Origin of the sequence: Pseudomonas synxantha (genome assembly GCF_900105675.1) — a bacterium.
GTDB lineage: Bacteria > Pseudomonadota > Gammaproteobacteria > Pseudomonadales > Pseudomonadaceae > Aquipseudomonas > Aquipseudomonas synxantha.
Genome location: NZ_LT629786.1, coordinates 4669950 through 4689705, shown reverse-complemented (window position 1 = coordinate 4689705; position 19756 = coordinate 4669950). Strand labels below are relative to the sequence as shown.

The 19756-nt window shown below is 60.8% G+C and carries 17 protein-coding genes; 6 read left to right on the top strand and 11 right to left on the bottom strand.

The window, feature by feature from the left end:
- Positions 1-48: 48 nt before the first annotated feature.
- Positions 49-783, bottom strand: a complete 735-nt coding sequence (locus tag BLU48_RS21730) for a phosphatase PAP2 family protein (RefSeq protein WP_057021654.1) — start codon at positions 781-783, stop codon at positions 49-51.
- A 51-nt stretch (positions 784-834) separates the two neighbouring features.
- Positions 835-2784: an LTA synthase family protein gene (locus BLU48_RS21725; RefSeq protein WP_057021653.1), complete on the bottom strand. Its 1950-nt coding sequence runs from the start codon at positions 2782-2784 to the stop codon at positions 835-837.
- A gap of 200 nt (positions 2785-2984) precedes the next feature.
- Here BLU48_RS21725 and colR point away from each other — a divergent pair, with 200 nt between their 5' ends.
- The 5 genes from colR (at position 2985) to BLU48_RS21700 (ending at position 6755) form a co-directional block, all read left to right on the top strand.
- Positions 2985-3668, top strand: a complete 684-nt coding sequence (gene colR, locus BLU48_RS21720; protein WP_003208587.1) for a two-component system response regulator ColR — start codon at positions 2985-2987, stop codon at positions 3666-3668.
- A complete protein-coding gene (locus tag BLU48_RS21715) occupies positions 3658-4938 on the top strand; it encodes a sensor histidine kinase (protein WP_057021652.1) in 1281 nt (426 codons plus the stop codon). Before colR ends, BLU48_RS21715 begins: the two co-directional genes overlap by 11 nt.
- A gap of 188 nt (positions 4939-5126) precedes the next feature.
- Positions 5127-5807 carry a class I SAM-dependent methyltransferase gene (locus BLU48_RS21710; RefSeq protein WP_057013230.1) on the top strand — a complete coding sequence of 227 codons (681 nt, stop codon included), beginning with the start codon at positions 5127-5129 and terminating at the stop codon, positions 5805-5807.
- Between the two features lie 4 nt (positions 5808-5811).
- Positions 5812-6531 carry a lipopolysaccharide kinase InaA family protein gene (locus tag BLU48_RS21705; protein ID WP_057013231.1) on the top strand — a complete coding sequence of 240 codons (720 nt, stop codon included), beginning with the start codon at positions 5812-5814 and terminating at the stop codon, positions 6529-6531.
- On the top strand, positions 6528-6755 hold the full coding sequence (locus BLU48_RS21700) for a hypothetical protein (RefSeq protein ID WP_043051098.1): 228 nt from the start codon (positions 6528-6530) through the stop codon (positions 6753-6755). Before BLU48_RS21705 ends, BLU48_RS21700 begins: the two co-directional genes overlap by 4 nt.
- Positions 6756-6831: 76 nt before the next feature.
- Here the strand turns inward: BLU48_RS21700 and BLU48_RS21695 are convergent, their stop codons facing one another.
- Genes BLU48_RS21695 through BLU48_RS21685 form a run of 3 tightly spaced genes read right to left on the bottom strand, consistent with a single transcriptional unit; the run spans position 6832 to position 10467 of the window.
- On the bottom strand, positions 6832-7929 hold the full coding sequence (locus tag BLU48_RS21695) for a DUF1513 domain-containing protein (RefSeq protein WP_057021793.1): 1098 nt from the start codon (positions 7927-7929) through the stop codon (positions 6832-6834).
- A 2-nt stretch (positions 7930-7931) separates the two neighbouring features.
- Entirely contained in the window at positions 7932-8996 is a 1065-nt protein-coding gene (locus BLU48_RS21690; RefSeq protein WP_057021651.1) for an imelysin family protein, read from the bottom strand.
- Positions 8997-9027: 31 nt separating this feature from the next.
- On the bottom strand, positions 9028-10467 hold the full coding sequence (locus BLU48_RS21685; RefSeq protein ID WP_057021650.1) for a di-heme oxidoreductase family protein: 1440 nt from the start codon (positions 10465-10467) through the stop codon (positions 9028-9030).
- 140 nt (positions 10468-10607) lie between these two features.
- On the opposite strand from BLU48_RS21685, the gene BLU48_RS21680 reads away from it, so the two are divergent.
- Complete coding sequence (locus tag BLU48_RS21680) at positions 10608-11171, top strand: NAD(P)H nitroreductase (protein ID WP_057021649.1); 564 nt, start codon at positions 10608-10610, stop codon at positions 11169-11171.
- 738 nt (positions 11172-11909) lie between these two features.
- On the opposite strand, the gene BLU48_RS21670 is transcribed toward BLU48_RS21680, so the two are convergent.
- The 6 genes from BLU48_RS21670 to BLU48_RS21645 all read right to left on the bottom strand — a co-directional run bounded on the left by BLU48_RS21670 (position 11910) and on the right by BLU48_RS21645 (position 19734).
- Entirely contained in the window at positions 11910-14048 is a 2139-nt protein-coding gene (locus tag BLU48_RS21670; protein ID WP_057021647.1) for a methyl-accepting chemotaxis protein, read from the bottom strand.
- 137 nt (positions 14049-14185) lie between these two features.
- Positions 14186-14587, bottom strand: a complete 402-nt coding sequence (locus BLU48_RS21665) for a YbaN family protein (protein WP_057021646.1) — start codon at positions 14585-14587, stop codon at positions 14186-14188.
- Between the two features lie 159 nt (positions 14588-14746).
- On the bottom strand, positions 14747-15355 hold the full coding sequence (locus BLU48_RS21660; protein WP_046069376.1) for a biliverdin-producing heme oxygenase: 609 nt from the start codon (positions 15353-15355) through the stop codon (positions 14747-14749).
- 136 nt (positions 15356-15491) lie between these two features.
- Complete coding sequence (locus tag BLU48_RS21655) at positions 15492-18056, bottom strand: TonB-dependent receptor (protein ID WP_057021645.1); 2565 nt, start codon at positions 18054-18056, stop codon at positions 15492-15494.
- 116 nt (positions 18057-18172) lie between these two features.
- Positions 18173-19141 carry a FecR family protein gene (locus BLU48_RS21650; protein WP_057021644.1) on the bottom strand — a complete coding sequence of 323 codons (969 nt, stop codon included), beginning with the start codon at positions 19139-19141 and terminating at the stop codon, positions 18173-18175.
- Between the two features lie 74 nt (positions 19142-19215).
- On the bottom strand, positions 19216-19734 hold the full coding sequence (locus BLU48_RS21645) for an RNA polymerase sigma factor (protein ID WP_043051108.1): 519 nt from the start codon (positions 19732-19734) through the stop codon (positions 19216-19218).
- Between the last annotated feature and the right edge of the window lie 22 nt (positions 19735-19756).

The following is a 19756-nucleotide window of genomic DNA, read 5'->3' as shown; positions in this document are numbered from 1 at the left end:
TACCCGGCACTGAAAAACCCCGCCTGCAGTGATGCAGGCGGGGTTTTTTTATAGGGGGTGGGTAGCGATGGATGTTGTTTGCCTTGATGGCCGGTACAGCAGCAGGCAATACATGGCCAGGCAAATCAGCCAGCAAAAAATTGCTGTCCACACATTGTGGGAAAAGAAGTGCGCCCCTTGAAGCATGCGGCTCACCGAAAAGACACTGCCCAAACCGACTGCAACGATGAACGCGTTGCGCGCCATCTTCGGCTTGCGATCCCTCAGGGCAAAGAACCAGGCGAACAAGGCAAACCCGGTTGCCGCATGCCCACCGGGCCAGCAGCGACCTGGCTTGTCGGTAGGCGGGCGAGGGCTTAGCAGTTCGCTATAGGTTTCCTGGCCGCCAAATTCCTTGAGACTCCAGGGGCACTGCACGGCGGTGATGGTTTTCAGCGGCGATACGAAGGCTGTCGCCAGCCCCAGGGAAAGCACCAGGCACCCCAGTTCGCGGCGGTAAGGCTTGAGGCGCTGCAAGATAAAGGTGCCGACAAACCCAAGGATCGCCAGGACCGAAAACAGGATCACCAACTCCTTGGCACGGTCATGCAGGATGTCTTCGAGGAAGAAGCTGTAGCGACCGATGAAGCCTCCATCGGCTGCGTTGTAGAACTGCTTGGCAAGATCCATGTCCAGCGAAGTCAGCTCCAGCATCAGCAATACCAGCGCAGCGGCGATGGGAATACCCAGGCACAGCCAGAAATCAAGGGGCTTGGAAGCCGGTGCAGCGGGGTGAGAGCGCATGGCAGACCTTAATGTAAACCGTCCCGTACTGACCTGTACGAGACGCTCTGTTCAGCGTGTGCTCAGCGTCGGGGCCGCGTCCTTGGGCACCCTCCAACTCAGCAGTTGTTGTTTGAAGTCGTAACTGGCGGCTTGGTAGTAGGTAATCGCCCGTTGGACCAATGGATCATCGCTGCCCACGCGCAACTCCTGGCTCTCCCCAAGGGCTTGGTCGTGGCGACGCAGCCCTTGGCGTGGGCTGAGGATCGCCAGGTCCTTGCCGTCAAACAAGCCCAAATGCTGGTAATTGCCGATCACCACTCGCGGTGGCAGCGGGTTGTCTTGCAACAGGTTGCGGCCAAAGAAGGTCGATTCGTAACTCAGGTTGATCAGACCCAGCAAGGTCGGTGCAAGGTCGATCTGGCTGGCCAGTTGGGCGGATTCCCGTGGGTCGATCAGCTTGGGCGCATAGACAAACAAAGGAATCTGGTAGTTGGTGATCGGCAGGTCTTCCTTGCCTGCGCTGCCGGCGGTGTGGTCGGCGACGAACACGAAGATCGTGTTATCGAACCACGGTTTCTGGCGTGCGGCCTCGAGGAATTGGCCGATGGCGTAGTCGGTGTATTTCACCGCACCGTCGCGGCCCTTGCCTGACTTGATATCGATACGCCCGTCCGGGTAGGTGTAGGGGCGGTGGTTAGAGGTGGTCATCAGCTGCAGCAAGAACGGCTGCTGCTTGGCGTAGTCGGCGTCGGCCAGTGTCAGGGTCTGTTTGAACAGGTCCTCGTCGGCCATGCCCCAGGCATTTTTGAATGAGATGTCTGACTCAGGCACGCTGCTCTGGTCTACGACCCGATAGCCATTGCCGCTGAAAAACGCGTTCATATTGTCGAAGTAACCGCGCCCGCCGTAGACAAACACGCTGTCATAGCCGATGGCCTTGAGTTGTTGCCCAAGGCTGGCGAACCCGCTTTCACGGCCGATGCGCTTGACGATCGAACGACCTGGCGTTGGTGGAATGGCCAGGGTAATGGCTTCCAGGCCCCGGTCGGTTCGTGTACCGGTGGCATAGAAGTTATTGAAGTACAGGCTTTGTTTGCGCAATGCATCCAGGTTGGGCGTGAGGTTGCGTTGATCGCCGTTGCTGCCCATGTACTTGGCACTGAAGCTTTCGATGGTGACCAGCACGATGTTGGGCTTGCGCAGCGTGCCCGGGTTGGTGATGGCGCGGCGAATATCCAGCGGGTCCGGGTCGATAAAGCGGGCATTCGGCTCGCTGAGTTCGGCGCGCAATTGCCGGGCGACCACGTCGGTAGGCAGGCTTTTGTAGAACTGGGTGTAGTCCAGTTCGTTATTGCGGAACGCAGCGAAGAATTGGTAAGGGCCGTTGCTGGCCAATTCGTTCTTGTAGGCGTTGCCGCCTTGGGCACGTGGGCTGTCCTGGCTGATCAGTTGCAGGCTGAGGCCGGCGACCACCAATAATCCCAGACCATTAAGCAGCCGGCCACGCAGTGCCGGCAACGGCGCTGCCATGGCGGCATTGAAAGGTTTACGCAGGGCCAGGCTCATGAGGATCGCCAGCATTGCCAACAGGCTCAGCAACTTGCCGATCGGATAGGATTCCAGCAGGTTGTTCAGCACCTCATCGGAATACACCAGATAGTCAACGGCAATAAAGTTGAAGCGTACGCCAAACTCATCCCAGAACAGCCATTCGGCCACCGAAGTAAACAGCATGGCGAACAGGCTGGCCGTCAGCAGCGCCTGCAGGAACCAGCGATGACCTCGGCGGCGCCAGAGTGCAGGTGGGCAGAGCAGTAAATACAGGCCCAGCGGTAAAGCTGCGTAGGCAAGGAAGGCCAGGTCGTAGAGCATTCCCACGCCAAACACCGGCAGCCAATTGCCGCCCACTTCATTCACATGAGTCACGAGCAGCACGCTGCGAGTGAGCAGGAACACTAATAACCAGGCGCCGGTTATCAACAGCAGATAGCGCATTGGCGCTGTTTTGAGAAGGCCCATATCTATGTTCCTGAAATCGATGGGCGCGATCTTCTGCCTGAAGCTGTGGTGGGTTTGTGAAGCTATAGTGAAAAACTCGTTTACTCCTGTAATCAGTTGAATACCGTTATCGGTGGGTCTTTCAGCTCTATCCCTGAGCCCCGCTTGGCCTTAAGCTGCGCGAGCCAACACGGCTGTTACCGCGTACGGAGACACTGCCCATGCGAATTCTATTGGTTGAAGACAACCGCGATATCCTCGCCAACCTGGCCGATTACCTGGGGCTTAAAGGCTACACAGTGGACTGTGCGCAGGACGGCTTGTCGGGCCTGCACCTGGCGGCCACCGAGCATTACGACCTGATCGTGCTCGATATCATGCTGCCCGGCATTGATGGCTACACCCTTTGCAAACGCCTGCGCGAGGACGCGCGCCGCGATACGCCGGTGATCATGCTCACCGCCCGTGACCAGTTGGACGACCGCCTGCAGGGCTTCAAGTCTGGCGCCGATGATTACTTGCTCAAGCCATTCGCCTTGTCGGAACTGGCCGCGCGTATCGAGGCGGTGCTGCGTCGTGCCCAGGGTGGCGGACGCCGTGCCCTGCAGGTGGGTGACCTGAACTACGACCTCGACACATTGGAAGTCACCCGCGAAGGGCGCCTGCTCAAGCTCAACCCCGTTGGCCTGAAATTGCTTGCGGTGTTGATGCAGAAGAGCCCGCACGTACTGCGCCGGGAAATACTCGAAGAAGCGCTGTGGGGCGATGATTGCCCGGACAGCGACAGCCTGCGCAGCCACGTTCACCAATTGCGCCAGGTGATCGATAAGCCATTCGCCAAGCCGTTGCTGCAAACGGTGCACGGCGTGGGTTACCGCTTGGCCGAGGGTCGTGATGGAGTTTAAGCAAAGCCTTGCCCAGCGGATCATCATCGCCTTTGCCTTGATGAGTGCGTTGGTGGCGGGGGCCTTCGCCATGGGGATCGTTGCGACGGTGCACCTGGTGGAAGAGAAGTTGATCTCGGCGGGCCTGGGCGGTGACCTGCAACGCCTGCTGTTGATGGACAGCGTCGAAGACTGGAGCCACCGGCCGGAGCCGGACCAGCTGTTTTACTTCAGTGGCGGGCGCGGCGATTTCGAACTGCCCAAGGATCTGCGCCACCTGGAGCCGGGTTTTCACGAGGTGTTTCGCGAGTCGCTGTCGTACCACGCCATGGTCGAAGTGATTGATGGCCGGCGTTATGTGTTGTTGCAAGACCAGAGCGATTTCGAAGAACGTGAGCGTGTGCTGTTTGCCGTGGTGCTGGTGGGGTTCGTGCTCAGCCTGGCGCTGGCGGTATTCCTCGGCTGGGTGCTGGCCCGCAAGGTGATGGCGCCGGTGGTGCGGTTGGCTCGTCAGGTGCGTCACCGTGACCAACTGCTGGGCCTGGCCCCGCCCCTGGCTCCGGATTATGCTGCCGATGAAGTGGGCGAGCTGGCGGTGGCGTTCGACGCCACCCTGGGCCGCTTGCGCCAGGCGCTGTCTCGCGAGCAACTGTTTACCAGCGACGTGAGCCACGAGTTGCGCACGCCCTTGATGGTATTGGCCAGCTCCTGCGAACTGTTGCTGGAAAACCCGGCCATTGATGAGCGTGGCCGCCGCCAGGTGGAGCGCATCGCCCGTGCCTGTGAAGAAATGCGCGAGCTGGTGCAGACCTTCCTGATGCTGGCACGCGCCAAGCACGATGATGCTGCCGTTGCGCCCCAGGGCAACCTCAGCCAGGTCGCCGAAGACCTGCTCGGCATCTGGCGTGAGCCTATCGAGAAAAAAGGCCTGGAGTTGATCTACCGACCAGGCAACCCGCTGGACACCCGCTACAACACCACCTTCTTGCATGCGGTGATGGGCAACCTGCTGCGCAACGCCCTGCACTACACCGAGCACGGGTTTATCCGCCTCACGTTGGAGCCCAGTGGCTTCGTGGTGGAGGACACCGGTGTCGGCATTCCCGAAGAAAAACGCGAAGCGATGTTCGAGCCGTTTGTACGCGGCAGCGAGAACCGTGGCGAGGGGCTGGGGCTCGGCCTGTCGCTGGTGCAACGGATCTGCGAGAGCCAGGGCTGGAGCGTGAGCTTGACGACGATGGAGCCCAATGGCTGTCGTTTTCATGTGGAATTGAGCCAGGTCAAAAGCTGACCGTTCAGTCTGTCGTTTTGCTAATGCAGACTGCCCGCTTTTCAGCGAAGATGGCCCCATGCTACTGAATGTTTCTGTAAAGTCTTGAAATGTATGCAGTTGGACAGGACAAGATTTTCACAATGAGTTGACCTGTTGATCACAGTTCGCTGCATAAGGTTGTAGGCATCAGTTACTGGAGACGTGCGATGCCTTCCCCAATCAAGTTGGAATTTTCCGAAAAGTACGACGATCAACACGCGCAACAATATTTGCTCAAACATCAGGACAATCTGGCTCGCCGGTTGTCCCACAAACGCGACGAGCAACTGGCGCGCGGTGCGCTGGCCATGGCCGGTGAACCCGGCCTGGTGCTGGATCTGCCTTGTGGCGCTGGACGCTTCTGGCCGTTGCTGGCCGAAAAACCCAATCGTGTAATTATCGGGGCTGACAATTCGGCGTCGATGTTAAAGATCGCCACCACCGCCCAACCGGCGGATGTGGTGAAACGGGTACGCCCTTTGCAGACATCTGCCTTTGATATCGATTTGCCAGATAACTCCGTCGACAGTATTTTCTGCATGCGCTTGATGCACCACATCGGTGAACCTGAGCACAGGCTGACAATATTGCGCGAGTTTCAGCGGGTTACCCGTGACAGCGTGATTATTTCGCTGTGGGTAGACGGCAATTTCAAGGCCTGGAAGCGCAAGCGCAGCGAAGTACGTCGTCGCAAACGAGGTGAGCAGGAAGGTTACCAAAACCGGTTTGTGTTACCGGCTGCTACTGTCGAGGCAGAATTCGAGCAGGCCGGTTTCCGTGTTCAGGAATCCCTGGACTTCATACCGCTCTACGCCATGTGGCGAGTATATGTATTGCGCAAGAGGTAACAGGATGGCAGTTGAGTGCGTAGCAGGCAGTCATGTAGCTCCCGAAGAACGATTTGATTTTTTCTGGCGTCAGCAAGGCGAGTGGGTTGAAGAACCCAATCGCCGACGTGGTGGCGAAAGCGGCGTGCAGCGTGTGGTAGGCCCCAACGGGCGGTTGCTCTATAGCAAGCGCCAGACCGGCCACATTTACCGCAGTTGGCTGCACCCCTTTGGGCGCCCGACCGTGCTACGTGAACGTGATGCCCTCAAGGGCCTGCGTTTGCTGGATGTGCGCGTGCCGGAGCTGGTGTTCTGCGAGGCGCGACGCGACCCGGAGCACCAATGGAAGGCCCTGCTGGTCACTGCGTCCCTGGACGGTTTCGACGAGATCGAAAACTGGTACGCCGCTGGCGGCCGTGAGCAGTATGGCGAGGCCGTCCACGAGCGCTTGCTGCAGGAATTGGCCGGCACCCTGGCCCGCATGCACAAAGGCCGCTGGCAGCACGGTTGCTTGTATATCAAGCACATCTTCGTGCGGGTCACCGGCGAGCCCGAGGCGGCGACTGTAGAAGTGGCCCTGTTGGACTTTGAAAAATGTCGCCAACGCTTGACCGCTTATCGGGCCGCCTCCCATGACATGCTGCAATTGCGCCGCCATTCGTCGTGGAATGATACCGACTGGAAAAAACTCAGCTACTTTTACGAGACGGCGTTTGGCAGCGCTATCAAGGGTTTAATCAGATGAAGCTAGAAATAGCACGAGGTTTGTTCCTGGTCGGGGCGTTGGGCGTTTCAGCCCTGGCCCTGGCGGTGTGGGAACAACCTCGCACACAAGTGCTCAGTGCGGTAGATGGCGGTGGGCAATGCCTGTTGCCACGCATTGCCAAGGCAAGTGTGGCGGCCAAGCCTGATCATGAGTTGCTGTTATTCATGTTCGGGATGTCTCAAGCGATGAAGCCGCAGAGTTGAAACGATTGCCCTCAAAAAAAGGGCCTTGCGATGCGAGGCCCTTTTTTTACGCCTGAAGCTCCTACAGAGGGGGATTTCAGATCAGGTGCAGGTGGTTATCCCAAAAGCCGGCCGGTAATTCCAGCGGCTTGGCCAGCAACGTTGTCTGGCGGCAATCATAGAAGCGGCAACGCCCTTGGCCTGACGTGACGACGAACCCATCGGCCACTGCACCCACACCGGCGCAGTCGGGGAGCGGCCCATCCAGGCGCAGCTCGGCGCTGTCCATGTCCCAAATGAAGAAACGATTGCCCCGTGGCGCGGTCAGGGCCACCAGGCGCAGTTCGCTGTGTACCGCTACGCTGGCGGTGTAGTGCCCCATCGCCTGCAACTGCTCATCAGCCACCGGGAACGCCACGAAAGGCTGGCCTGGGCGCTTGATCGCCAGCAACTCCGAGCGTTCCTGGGACGGCCCCATGAACTGCTGCCCGGTAAGGATAGTGCCATCGTTGGCGATGCCCATATGGCGCACGCTGTTCATCTGCTGGCCCAGGGTTTCCTTGCTGATCAAGGTGCCATCGCGATGCATCAGCACCAGGCTCGGCTCCATGGCGTTGAGATTCATCTCTATCCGGCTTTCGGCTTCGGTACGAATACCGCCGTTGGCCACCACCAGGGTTTCGCCGTCGGGCATCCAGGAGACCTGATGCGGGCCGATGCCGTGGGTGGAAATCTCGCCACTATGCACCAGCCGCTCGCCTTCGAACTTATACACACCCAACAGGCCGCGGCCGGGGTCGGACGTGTCGTTCTCGGTGGCGTACAGCCAGTCGCCGCTCCTATGGATCACCGCATGCCCGTAGAAATGGCGGTTGGCGTTCGAACTGATGGTTTGCAGCAGCGCGCCATCACGCAGGTCGATCAGGTAACTCTCGGTGCCCGGGCGGCGGGCGACGAACAGCGCAATCGGCAGCGTCGGATGGTTGACGATGTCGTGGCAACGCTGGTCGACCTGGGTGGCAAACACCTGCTTGCCATCCAGGCGATAGCCGACGGCGTAGTGCTTGCCGTCGGCATCATCCCGCGCCGACAGCAGCAGCGGGCCTTTATCCTTGCCTTTGAACAGCGTCCAGCCGCCCAACGTAAGGGCGCTGAGCAGCACGCTGCCCACCGCCAAAGCCTGTCGCCTGAGCATCATCAGTCACCGTCGTTGGCGTTGAAGCCCAGTTGGATTCCCAGGGCCTTGGCCAGCTCGCCTTCGTGCAGGCGGTGGACCACGTTGAGGCTGTCGTAGATGTCGTTGAGCTGCTGGCGCCCGGCGTCATCGTTCAATAGTTCGTTGAGGCTGCGCTGGTTGCTGGCGAACAGTTTCAGAGATGCGGCATAGGCAGCGTCGATCTTCTCGGCCAACGGCTTCTGATCCGCCGGCAGCAGGCCACGCAAGCCTTTGTTGTCGACGCCGACCCACACGGTCTGGGCCGCGGCGAGGCTCGCCTCCAGGCTTTGCAGCGACGACTGGCTGCGCCATGCATCGGCCTGGAACGGTTGCGGGATGCCCTTGGTCTGGCGGCCCATGGGCGTGCCGAGTTTTTTCTTCAGGGTGTCCAGGGCAGTCACTTGCACGCGCAGCAGGTCGGCAATGGCCTCGTGGGAATCAGCGTAGCGCTGGTTCGGGAACTTGGTCATCTGCGCGAGCATGCCGTCGGTGCTGTTCCAGCTGGCGAGAATCTCTTCGGCCAGGACTTTCTGGCGTTCGCCGATCGCCATCAACAGTGGGCAGTAGCGGGCTTTCTGTGCTTGGTCGGCGACGTCCGGCTTGGCGTCGTAGAGGATGTATTCGTAGGCCGACAGGCCCTGCACCACGACACTGGATTTAGCCAGGGCGGCGGCATCGATCTGCGGCTGGGCGCTGACCAGTTGCTCGACCTGGCGACCGACCAGGTTCTTCTTGTCCGGCCAGAACTGCACCTGCCAGGCACGGTTGCCCTCGGCCAGCGGACCGATCAACAGTGGTTGCAACTCGGCCCAGGCTTTTTGCGCGTGCAGGAAGTCGGCACGGGCGGTGTCCAGGCTTTCCTTGCCCTGGCAGTAGGCCAGGGCGCTGACGGCCAGTTGGCGGTCGGCTTCAACCCAGCGGCTGTAGGTCGGCAGGATCACTTGCTTGGCGATGGCCGCCGAGGTCACCGCTTGCGGGTCCTGGGGCGAGCAGGCACCGAGCGCCAGGGCGGCCAGGCTGGTGAACAACAACTTGGGACGAAACATGTCGAGCTCCCTTCTGTAAGTGGGGCAAAGCTTATAAAGAATTCAGGAACGCCAGCAACGCGGCACGCTGCTCGGCATTGAACGACAACACATGTTGCTGCGCCGCTTGTGCTTGCCCGCCATGCCACAGCACGGCCTCGAGCAGGTTGCGGGCGCGGCCGTCATGCAGGAACTGGGTGTGACCACTCACGGCTTGCGTCAGGCCAATGCCCCACAACGGCGGGGTGCGCCAGTCACGGCCAGTGGCTTTGAATTCGGTACGGTGGTCGGCCAGGCCTTCGCCCATATCGTGCAACAACAGGTCGCTGTAGGGGCGTATCACCTGGTTGGCCAGCTCCGGTTCGGCGGCGTTGGCGGCCGTGGTGAATGTCGGCTTGTGACAGCCCTGGCAACCGGCCTGGTAGAACAGGTTCTTGCCGGCCAGCACCTGCGGCGTGTTGACGCCTCGGCGCGCGGGCACCGCGAGGTTGCGGGTGTAGAACAGCACCAGGCGCAGGATGTTGTCGCTGACTTCCGGCTCGCCATCTGGGCCATTGCCGTTGGGCGCCTGCTTGCAGGCCACTTGGGCATCGGTGCAATCATCGAAGGGTCTCAGGGAGGTCGTGAGGCCCATATCACCAGAGAACGCGTGAACATTTTGTTGGTTGAGGTTGGGTTGCCCGGCTTTCCAGCCAAAACGCCCGAGTACGCTTTTATGCTGGGCGTCATCCCAGACCCAGTTGGCGCGGCCGACGATGGCGTCTTTGTCGGCGGTCTTGGGGTCGGTGTTGCGCAGGATATCGGCGTCACTGATTGCTTCGAGCAGGCCCAGGCCGATCATCGGCGGTGCCACCCGGGCGGAGAAGCGCGTATCAGGATGCATCGGGCCGTAGCCGAGCTGGGTTATTTGCAGGTCGGGTTTGCGCAGTTCGACGACGGTGCCGTCCTTGAAGCTGACCTGGACAGGGCTGTAGTCGACCCGCACCTTGCCTTCCGGCACGACGCCCGGCACGGACATGTCCTGCAACTGCCCGCCATACACCGGCTCGGGCACCACGCCGAGCTGTTCGATGAGCTTGGCGTAGGGGGGCTGCTCTGTAATGGAGAGAGGGATGGAGAGGCGCACCAGCATCGACACCGCATTCGGCGCATCAGGCAGCGGCGGATGGCCCCGACCGTCCTTGATATGGCAGTTCTGGCAGGCGTTGGTATTGAACAGCGGGCCCAGGCCATCCCGTGCCGTGGTGGTGGACGGCGCAATCACCCAGGGGCTGCGGAAGAAACTGTTACCGACGCTGAAATCCAGGCGGCGGGTGGGCGCCAGGTTGGCCGAGGGCAGGGAAAAGGCGTTCTGGTCGCGCTTGTTCACCGTCGTTGCACCACCTGACCGCGACTCACCAGGCTCGGCCTTGGTGAAGCGGGGGGCATCGTCGCAAGCGGTCAGGCTTAAAGCCATCAACGCTGCGGACAGGCAGAGGAGCGAACGGAACATCGAGATTCCTGGACAAGGGCGGAAAATACGGTCGCAAAGTCTAACAGGGCAGGGCGGTTTGAATAAGAGCAATTATCGTTTGGTGGCATCCGGATTCATTCCCGCTAGAATGACTGCACATTTTTTTCTGGAGGTGGCCAATGCAGGCTCTCGACGCTTTGCTCAACCGTGTTTCCGTGCCACGTCTGCTGGAACCGGCACCGACCCAGGAGCAGCGCGACCTGTTGTTCGCCGCCGCCATGCGTGCGCCCGACCACGGTCAGCTGCGCCCTTGGCGTTTCCTTACCGTAGAAGGCGCAGCCCGTGAGCAGATGGGCGCGCTGTTGGCCGAGGCCGCCCGCCTGCAGGATGCCGACGCTCCCCAGGCGGTCATCGACAAGGCCCAGAACGGCCCGCTGCGTGCGCCGTTGGTGGTGGTGGTGATTGCACGCCTGCAGGAGCACTTCAAGGTGCCCAAGTCCGAGCAATTGCTGGCGGCGGCCTGTGCGGCCCACGGCATCCTGTTGGCGGCCTATGCGCAGGGGATTGGTGCGGTGTGGCGGACCGGGGAGTTGTCCTACTCGGCCCATGTGGCCAAAGGCTTGGGGCTGACGGCGGGTGAAGAAGTGATTGGCTTTCTTTACCTCGGTACGCCGCAGAACCCGCCGCGTACGGCGCCGAAGGAAGACCTGACGCCGTTCGTCCAGGCCTGGACCGGACGCTAAGCGGTGTGCGGTCAAAATGTGGGAGGGGGCTTGCCCCCGATGGCGGCCTGACAGCTAACCAGGATGTTGGGGGGGACCGAGTACATATCCGTTATTTAGGTCACGGCTGCTATTGGTTCCGCTCTTACAGCGGCTTACTTTTGGAAGGACCCAAAAGTAAGCAAAAGGTCCTCGCCCCACCACTCGGTGCCTCGCCTAGGCTCGGCATGCCCTCTCTCCGGCTTGAATCCGTGGGCCGCCGCCACGCGCCATCCATGGCGCGGGGCGGCTAACCCGGCGTCCTGCCGGGTTACCCACGGATTCAAGCCTGCGTTCGGCCAGCGTGGTTTAACGGGGCGCCTGAGATCAAGATCAAGAGCGACTCGCTTCGCATCGTGGATACGCTTGGGGCGCCTTTGCTTTTCTGTGGGAGCGGGCTTGCCCGCGAAAAACTTGAGGGCGCCGCGTTCATTCTGATCTCCCGCGTCATCGTTAACGACCATCGCGGGTAAGCCCGCTCCCACAGAGGTACGCGTACGCCTCAACGATCAGGTCGGCTCTAAGGCCGCCTCGCTGTGCTTTTGATCTCAGGCGGCCCCCCAAATCAATGTCGGATTACGGGCACACCGAGCCTGGGCGAGGTGCTGAGTGGTTGGGCAAGAGCGTTTTGCTTACTTTTGCGCTGTTTGTACGGACCGGTCACATCGTCAACATGGGGCTGTCGCGCAGCCCCCTCCCACATTGGACCTGTGGTGTGAATTACACCCTGAACTGATCCATCAACTTCATCTGCTGGCTGGCCAGTGCATTGAGCTGGCTGCTGATCGCCGCCGATTCCGTGGCCTGGCCGGTGAGGGTTTCGGTCACGGTGCGAATCGCCGAGACGTTGCGGTTGACCTCTTCGGCCACTGCGCTCTGCTCTTCGGCGGCACTGGCGATTTGCAGGTTCATGTCGCTGATCACCGTGACCGCGTCACTGATCTTGCCCAGGGCCTGCACCGCCTGGTGGATCTGCCCGGCATTGCTCTGGGCCTGTTGCTGGCTGGAGTGCATGGTCGCTACCACGCCTCGGGTGCCGCTCTGGATACGTTCGATCACCAGGCGGATTTCCTCGACCGAATCCTGGGTGCGCTTGGCCAGGTTGCGTACTTCGTCGGCAACCACCGCAAAGCCACGCCCGCTTTCGCCGGCGCGTGCCGCTTCAATCGCGGCGTTCAATGCAAGCAGGTTGGTCTGTTCGGCGATGCTGCGGATCACCTCCAGAACCGAGCCAATCTGTTCACTGTTGACCGCCAGGGCTTCGACTTCGGTCACCGCTTTGCTGACTTCCTCGGCAAGGGTGGTGATATCACGGGTGCTCTGCTCGATGATCGACATGCCTTCGCGGGCCGACTGATCGGCACCGCGTGCCGCGCTGGCAGCATTCGAGGCGCTGTTGGCGACGTCATGGGCAGTGGCGCTCATTTCATTGGAGGCGGTCGCCACCTGGTCGATTTCGCGGAACTGCACCTGCATGCCTTCGCTGGTCTGGCGCGCAATGGCCGAGGACTGATCCGCCGTACCACGGGCTTCGGTAATGCTTTGCTTGATCTGCGCGATGGTCGGTTGCAGCTTGTCGAGGAAGCGGTTGAACCAGTTCACCAACTCGCCCAGTTCGTCTTTCTTGGCGTACGCCAGGCGTTGGGTGAGGTCGCCGTCGCCGCTGGCGATGTCCTTGAGCATCGCGGCGACGCTGTTGATCGGCCGGGTGACGCCGGTGGCGGTCAGCCAGATCAGCAGCAAGCCCAACAGGCCGGCAGCCGCCGCCACCAGCAAGGCTTTGAGGGTACCGCTGGCCTGGGCTTCGTCGAGTACCGCTTGCAGCTTGACGTTATCGGCCAGCATCACGGCTTTCGGCAGTTTGATCACCACGCCCCAGGACTTGGCGTCGGCAATCGGCTTGACCGGGTACACGGCGCGAATGATGTCGTTCTGCCCGCGGATCACTGGCCGGTCATTGGCGAGCAGTTGCACGATTTCCTTGCCTTCGGCGCCGAGGCTATCGATCAGGTTCTTGCCTACCTTGGCCGGTTCACCGCTATAGGCCGCGATCAAGCCAGTGCTGGACAGAATCTCCAGGTGCGCTGCGCCGTTGAAAAGATCTTTCTGCGCGGCATCGGTAGTCGCTTGCAGGGCCGTGAGGGCGATATCGATGCCGACGACGCCAATGACTTTGCCATCGACGATCAGTGGCAGGGAAATGGTGGTCATCAGCACAGGTTTGCCAGCCACAGTGTCTTCGTACGGGTCCAGCAGGCAGGTGCTGCGGGTGTCCCGTGGGCAGGTATACCAAATGTTGTAGGGCGTGCCGCTGAGGTTGAGGGTGGTCTTGGTCAAGTCATCCTCGACCATGATGGTGTTGAGGCCTTCACCACCTGCACGGCTCCAGTAGCTGGAAAAGCGGCCTTTTTCGTTGGAGACGCGCGCTTTGTCGTCGACGAATTCGCTGTCTTTGCCGTCCAGCCCGTTGGGTTCGAATGACAGCCAGATACCCAGTACCTTGGTGTTGCGCTCGAATGCGGTTTTTACGCTCTGGTTGATTTCTTCGCGCAGGGCGCCGGCTTCAAGAGAGCGCTTGGTCCCCAGCTGACGCAGGTCTTTGATCTGGTCGGCGAGGGCAGTAACCACCAGCAGGTTTTCACCGAAGGTCTTTTGTAAGTGCCCGGCCTGTTCGGCTGCCTTGGCTTGCAGCAGCTGTTCCACGCTGGCGGTCAGCATTCGTGAGCTTGAGTCACTGACCAATAGGTCATTCTGGTTGGTGTTGTAGATATTGATGCCGACCACCAGTGCAATGACCCCCAACAGGCAAAGACCGGACAGCAGCACGATTTTCAAGCGAATGGAGAGGGTGTCGAACATAGGTTCACTCACGAATGACTTGTTGGAATGCAGGCAGCAGAGCCAAGTCCATTCGGCGCCATGCCTGAAACATCGGCGTCACAAATCGATTCATGAGAAATAGGCGATGAGCGGTAGGATAACGCCTACATGCAGCCCTATATGGGCCGTGCCAGCTGCTCGGGGCGAGACCAGATCCACAGGTTGCCCAGGCTCATCCCGGCAATGGCCAGGTACACCGGCCAGCCGTGATCCAGCATCACCAGCATCAGGATGGCACACAGCAACATACTCACGGTGGCGCTGACCTTGGCCCGGCGCGCAATGATCTTGCCGTTGCGCCAGTTGAACAGGATCGGCCCGAACAGGCGGTGGTTTTCCAGCCAGGCGCTCAGGCGCGGTGAGCTTTTGGTGGCGGCCCAGGCGGCGAGCAGGATGAATTCGGTGGTCGGCAAACCCGGTATGACAATCGCCACCAGGCCGATCCCCAGGCTGGCGTAGGCCAGCAGGCCGAAGAGGACTTGGGCGACTTTGGAGGTGGATTGGGTTTTGCCGGTCATAGGTAGGAATATCACAGAAAATCAATGTGAAATGAGTGCTCAGTGTGGGAGGGGGCTTGCTCCCGATGGCAGAGTGTCAGTCAGCTTATGTTTAGCTGGCACACTGCCATCGGGAGCAAGCCCCCTCCCACATTTTCTGATTGCATTTCAATCTGGAGGTCAGGCCATTTCAGGGGCGCTAGCGTACGCCTGTTCCAGCAACACGGTGAAGCGCACAAACGCATCGATCGCGCCTTTTTCTACCGCAGCTTCTTCTTCTGCGCTGAATTCCAGGCTGTCGAGGGTGCGGGTGAAGCTTTTCCAGCCTTCGGCGCGACCGCCGGCCGGTTCGCCCAGGTGACGGGCGCCGAAGGTTTCACTCAGGCCCAAGCCCACGGCGCGCTTGATCAGGAACGCGGCGCCCAGTTTGGAGCCTTCGGACACGAACAGCCAGCCCAGGGCTTCGGCTTTACTCGGATTCTTTACTGCACCGGCCACCGGAGCCGGGATTTCAGTGTCCAGGTCCGCCAGGTCGAGCTTGGCGGCTTCGGCGCGGCAGCGTGCGGCCAGGTCCGGGACGATCTTGATCAGTTCGGCATCGTTGTACAGCGCTACCAGTTCTGACTGGAACAGGTACTGGGCCACTACGAAGCGGGCGAAGTTGGCTTGGGTTTCGAACGGCGCATGAGCCTTCACCAACGCATCCAGCTTGGTATGCGGTTCATTGGTGATCTGGTTCAGGCGCTGGGAGCGCAGGCTCGGGCGTTCTGCGGTAGGAGAAGCGGTCATGTAAAAAGTCCTTGAGAAGGTAAGCGCCTGGGTGCCCTTAAAGAGAGCTGTTATCAACTAGACGAACAAGAAGACGCGGCACAGTAAAAAAACCTCACCCCGCCGCTGTGGATTCCGGCGAGGTGAGGCGGGTGGGTCAGATGTCCCAGATCAGGTTGATCGCAAAGTTGCGACCGGGCTGGGTCAGGCGGTCGAGGTTGGCCGGGCCGGTTACCGCGGCTTCGCCGACGCTGTCGTAGCTACGCACGTCATCCCAGTTCCAGTACTTCTTGTCGGTCAGGTTGTAGAGGCCGCCGTTGATGGTCACGCCGTTGCTGACCTTGTAATAGGCGGTCAGGTCGAGGATGCCGAAGCCCGGGGTCTTGAACGGACCGTCGGTGTTGCCGTCGGGCGCGTGGAAGGTGGTGCTGTCGACGCGGCCCTGTTTCTTCACCAGGGTCCAGCTCAGCAGGCCACCATAGTTGTCCTGGTCGTAGCCCAGGCCGAACACGCCTTTGAGTGGGTTGACGCTGTTGAGCGGTTCGCCATTGTCGTCGTTGCGACCGTAGGTGTAGGCAATCGAACCTTGGGTATACAGACCTTTCGGCGCACCGAAGGCATCCAGGTTCAGGCGGCCCTTGGCTTCCGCGCCCTTGATGGTAGCGCGCTTGATGTTCACGGCCTGGAACTGTTCCACAGTGCCGCCGACCACGGCGTTGTCTTCGTCGATAAAGTCGCGGTACTTGTTGTAGAACACCGCGATGTCAAAGGAGCCTTGGTCAAACTTGCCGCGAATCCCGGTTTCGATGCCTTTGCTGGTTTCCGGCTTGAGGTCGGGGTTAGGGGCGACGGTGTAACCCAGATCGAGATTCTCAAAACGCCCGTACAGGGCCTTGGCCGATGGGGTACGGAAGCCCTCGGCATATTGGCCGAACCAGGTGTAGTTATCGGTCAAGGCGTAGGTCAGGCCGAACTTGGGTGTTACGCGGTTCCAGGTCTTGTCCTTGCCGTCGACGGCATAGGCGCCGGTCGGGTTGACGGTGTTGAGGAATTCCTGGGTCAGCTTGGGCTTGAGCCGGGTGTAGTCATAACGCACGGCGGGCAGGAAGGTCCATTTGTCCCAAGTGATCTGGTCCTGGGCGAATAGCGAGTAGGTGTTGATGGTCGGATCGGGGAAGTCACTGGCCTTTTTCACACTGTCACCGGCTGAGGGGCTCGGCGCGCCGATGGCCGTGCAGCCGGCGCCAACGGCCAGGCACGAGGCCGAGCCTTCGCGGGAGCCGGTGACTTTTTGCTGCTTGAGGGTGGTGCCGTAGGTCACCTGGTGATCGGTCTCACCGAGGCTGAAAGCCTTGTCCAGCTGGGCGTCGAAGACCCACTGTTTTTCTTCGTAAAGGGTATCGCGGGTGCGCAGGACACGACGGCCAGCCTGGTAGATTTCGGCGGTGGTCTGGTCGGTCTTGGCGATCTGGTAGTTGAGGCTGGTCTTGATGCGGTCGGCAATCGGTGAATCAAGGGCGAAGCTGTTTTCCAGGCCGAAGCGCTCGCGGGTAATGGTGTCGTTGCCCGAGCGGGCGCGGTAGAGGTTCATGCCCCGGCCGCCGATGAATGGGCCGCCTACGGCGTTCTTCAGGTTGACGTCGCGGTCATCCTTGAACTTCTCGTAGGTCAGGCCCAGGCGATTGTCATCCCCGTAGTTCCAGCCCAGCTTGGCCAGTACGTTGGTGGTGCGCGCATCTTCCGGGTTGGCGCCGGTACGGGCCAGGCCGGTGGCGTTGTTGCCGTCGTAGGATTCGGTTTCATGGCCGTTGCGCTGGCTCAGATGCAGCAAGCCGTCAAAGTCCTGTATACGCCCGGCGAAGGTGCCGGAGGTCAGCCAGCTTTCATCGGCGGAGCTGTAGCCGGTCTTCAGGCGGGCGCCGACGTCTTTGCCTGGCTTGATGATGTCGTCCGGGTCGAGGGTGAAATAACTCACCGCGCCGCCGATGGCGCTGCTGCCGTACAGGGCCGAGGCCGGGCCGCGCAGGATCTCCACGCGCTTGACGATTTCCGGGTCGACGTAGTTGCGGCGGGTCTTGGCGTAGGGGCCATTGAAGAAGTTGTCGGGCACTTCGACGCCATCCACCTGGGTAAGGACGCGATCGCCGTCGATGCCGCGGATGTTGTAGCCTGCGTTACCTGAACGGGTACCGGCGCCGCCGACCGAGACGCCGGGTTCGTAGCGCACCAGTTCACGGATGTTGTTGACGTTCTGGCGGTCCAGTTCCTCGCGGTCGTGCACGCTGACGGTGCTCGGTACGCTGTTCACATCCTGTTCGTTACGGGTGGCGCTGATGGTCACCTGTTGCAGGTTCAGGGCGCCGCCTGCGGCCCGTTTCTCCAGCACGATGTTGTTATCGCCCAGTTTGCGATAGCTCAGGTTGGTCCCCACCAACAGCCGGTCCAAGGCTTTTTCTGGCGGCAGCGGGCCGCGTACGCCAGGGGACGACACACCCTGGCCCAGCTCGGCCGGCAGGCCGACTTGCCAGCCGGTTACCGCAGTAAAGGCATTGAGTGCCGACACGAGCGGCTGTTGCTCGATGCTGAAATTGTAATTTGCATGGCTGCGCGGGGTCGGCTCGGCGGCGGTGGCGGCCATGACGGGCGCGCCAGCCAGCAGGATCGCGGCGGCCAGCAAGGACAAGACGGGCGAAGAACACCGGCGGTTGAAACGAGAGGACATCGAGAACGCTCCGGGAATACGTATCTTATAGTTGCGAACCGAACCAAATAGGAATCAGTTGCATTGGCTAAAACGAGACGTACCACCGCGTACTATCGAGTAAAAATAATTCTCATTTAGTTCAAGATCACCAACGCCGGGTATTCCGACAGCTTGGCCGAGGTGATGTGGGCGAGGGAGCGCACCACGTCCAGGGGCTGGTCGAGGCGATAGTTGCCGGTGACGGCGACACTGGCCAGTTGCTCGTTGTTGTTGACGATCCAACCAGGGTAATAGCGCCGCAGCTCGGCCAGCACTTCGCTCAGCGGGCAGTTTTCGAACACCAGTCTGCCCTGGACCCAGGCCAGGTCTTTGCTGGCATCCAGCATGGCCGGCTGCCCGAACCCCTTGGGGCCGATACGGATGCTTTGCCCGGCACTCAGGCGCACGCGGGCATCGTCGAAGGTGTTGCTCAAGTCGACATCGCCACGCTGCACCTGTACCTGGGCTTCGCCATTGAGGTAGCGCACGGCGAACGCCGTGTCGCGCACGCTGGCGCGTACGGGGCCGGCGTCGATTTCCAGGGGCAGGCCACGGGTGGGGGCTACTTCGAAAAACGCTTCGCCCTGATACAGGCGGGCAATGCGCTGGTGGTCCTTGATGCTGCTGGAAAACGCCGAGTTGGTGTTCAGCAGCACCTTGGAGCCATCGTCCAGTTGCAGGCGCTGGCGCTCGCCGACCACGGTGAGGTGGTCAGCCTGCAGGCGCACCGGCAGGTTGCTGAAACTGAACAGGCCGATCAGCAGCACGGCGGCGGTAGCGAGGGGTTTCCAATGCGGTTTGACCCGGCGCCAACCCCTTGGCTTGCGCGGCGCAGCGAGAGCCACGGCGGCACTGTGTACTGGCGCACCACTCCAGGCGGCCTGGGCCTTGCTGAAGGCGTGAACGTGGGCCGGGTCTGCGGCCAGCCAAGCGTCGAACGCGGCCTGCTGCCCGGGTTGCGGGCACTGCAAGGCGATCAGCCAATCGAGGGCTTGGTCCATGGCCGCGTCTTGCAACACCTCATGAGCCAGCTCATGAGGGGGCAGTTTATTCCGGTCCGTCACGGTGTTCCTCGGGTCTTCGCCACGTTCTATTCATTTTTCCTACAGCCTGGATCGATAGCTCTGTCGGGTGAAGCTTAAGGCTGATCCAACCGTTCGGCCACACCTACACAGATGGCCATGATCAATTTCAGTTCCTTTTGCACGGTGCTCAAGGACACGTTCAACTGATCGGCAATTTCCTGATAGCTGCAACCGTGCAGGCGGCTGAGGATGAAAATTCGTTGCTGGCGGGCGCTCAACTGGCCGAGGCTGACGCTCAAATGTTCCAGCAGTTGCTCGGCCTGGGTGGCCTCTTCGGGCGTACTGACCGGGGCGGCCACGCTTTGCAGCACGTCCAGTGGCACATCTTCCTGCAACGTGCGGGCCTGGATCCGGCGTGAACGCAAGTGGTCCAGCGCCAGGTTGCGCGCTGTCTGGTAGACAAAAGGTTCGAGGTGGTCGATTGGCCGCTCGCTCAGGGCCCGAGTCACGCGCAGGTAGGTTTCCTGCAACAGGTCTTCGGCAGTGCTGTGGTTATTGACCATGCGCTGCAGAGTGCGGAGCAGAATCACCCGTTGGGTGAGAAAGACGTGGTTGAAGCGAGATTGGCTCACAGTGATACCAGACCGATTTGCA

Excerpts from the sequence above, each read along its gene's own strand:
- BLU48_RS21730 (WP_057021654.1), bottom strand. The coding sequence starts at position 783 with ATGCGCTCTCACCCCGCTGCACCGGCTTCCAAGCCCCTTGATTTCTGG.
- BLU48_RS21725 (WP_057021653.1), bottom strand. The coding sequence starts at position 2,784 with ATGGGCCTTCTCAAAACAGCGCCAATGCGCTATCTGCTGTTGATAACC.
- colR (WP_003208587.1), top strand. The coding sequence starts at position 2,985 with ATGCGAATTCTATTGGTTGAAGACAACCGCGATATCCTCGCCAACCTG.
- BLU48_RS21715 (WP_057021652.1), top strand. The coding sequence starts at position 3,658 with ATGGAGTTTAAGCAAAGCCTTGCCCAGCGGATCATCATCGCCTTTGCC.
- BLU48_RS21710 (WP_057013230.1), top strand. The coding sequence starts at position 5,127 with ATGCCTTCCCCAATCAAGTTGGAATTTTCCGAAAAGTACGACGATCAA.
- BLU48_RS21705 (WP_057013231.1), top strand. The coding sequence starts at position 5,812 with ATGGCAGTTGAGTGCGTAGCAGGCAGTCATGTAGCTCCCGAAGAACGA.
- BLU48_RS21700 (WP_043051098.1), top strand. The coding sequence starts at position 6,528 with ATGAAGCTAGAAATAGCACGAGGTTTGTTCCTGGTCGGGGCGTTGGGC.
- BLU48_RS21695 (WP_057021793.1), bottom strand. The coding sequence starts at position 7,929 with ATGCTCAGGCGACAGGCTTTGGCGGTGGGCAGCGTGCTGCTCAGCGCC.
- BLU48_RS21690 (WP_057021651.1), bottom strand. The coding sequence starts at position 8,996 with ATGTTTCGTCCCAAGTTGTTGTTCACCAGCCTGGCCGCCCTGGCGCTC.
- BLU48_RS21685 (WP_057021650.1), bottom strand. The coding sequence starts at position 10,467 with ATGTTCCGTTCGCTCCTCTGCCTGTCCGCAGCGTTGATGGCTTTAAGC.
- BLU48_RS21680 (WP_057021649.1), top strand. The coding sequence starts at position 10,608 with ATGCAGGCTCTCGACGCTTTGCTCAACCGTGTTTCCGTGCCACGTCTG.
- BLU48_RS21670 (WP_057021647.1), bottom strand. The coding sequence starts at position 14,048 with ATGTTCGACACCCTCTCCATTCGCTTGAAAATCGTGCTGCTGTCCGGT.
- BLU48_RS21665 (WP_057021646.1), bottom strand. The coding sequence starts at position 14,587 with ATGACCGGCAAAACCCAATCCACCTCCAAAGTCGCCCAAGTCCTCTTC.
- BLU48_RS21660 (WP_046069376.1), bottom strand. The coding sequence starts at position 15,355 with ATGACCGCTTCTCCTACCGCAGAACGCCCGAGCCTGCGCTCCCAGCGC.
- BLU48_RS21655 (WP_057021645.1), bottom strand. The coding sequence starts at position 18,056 with ATGTCCTCTCGTTTCAACCGCCGGTGTTCTTCGCCCGTCTTGTCCTTG.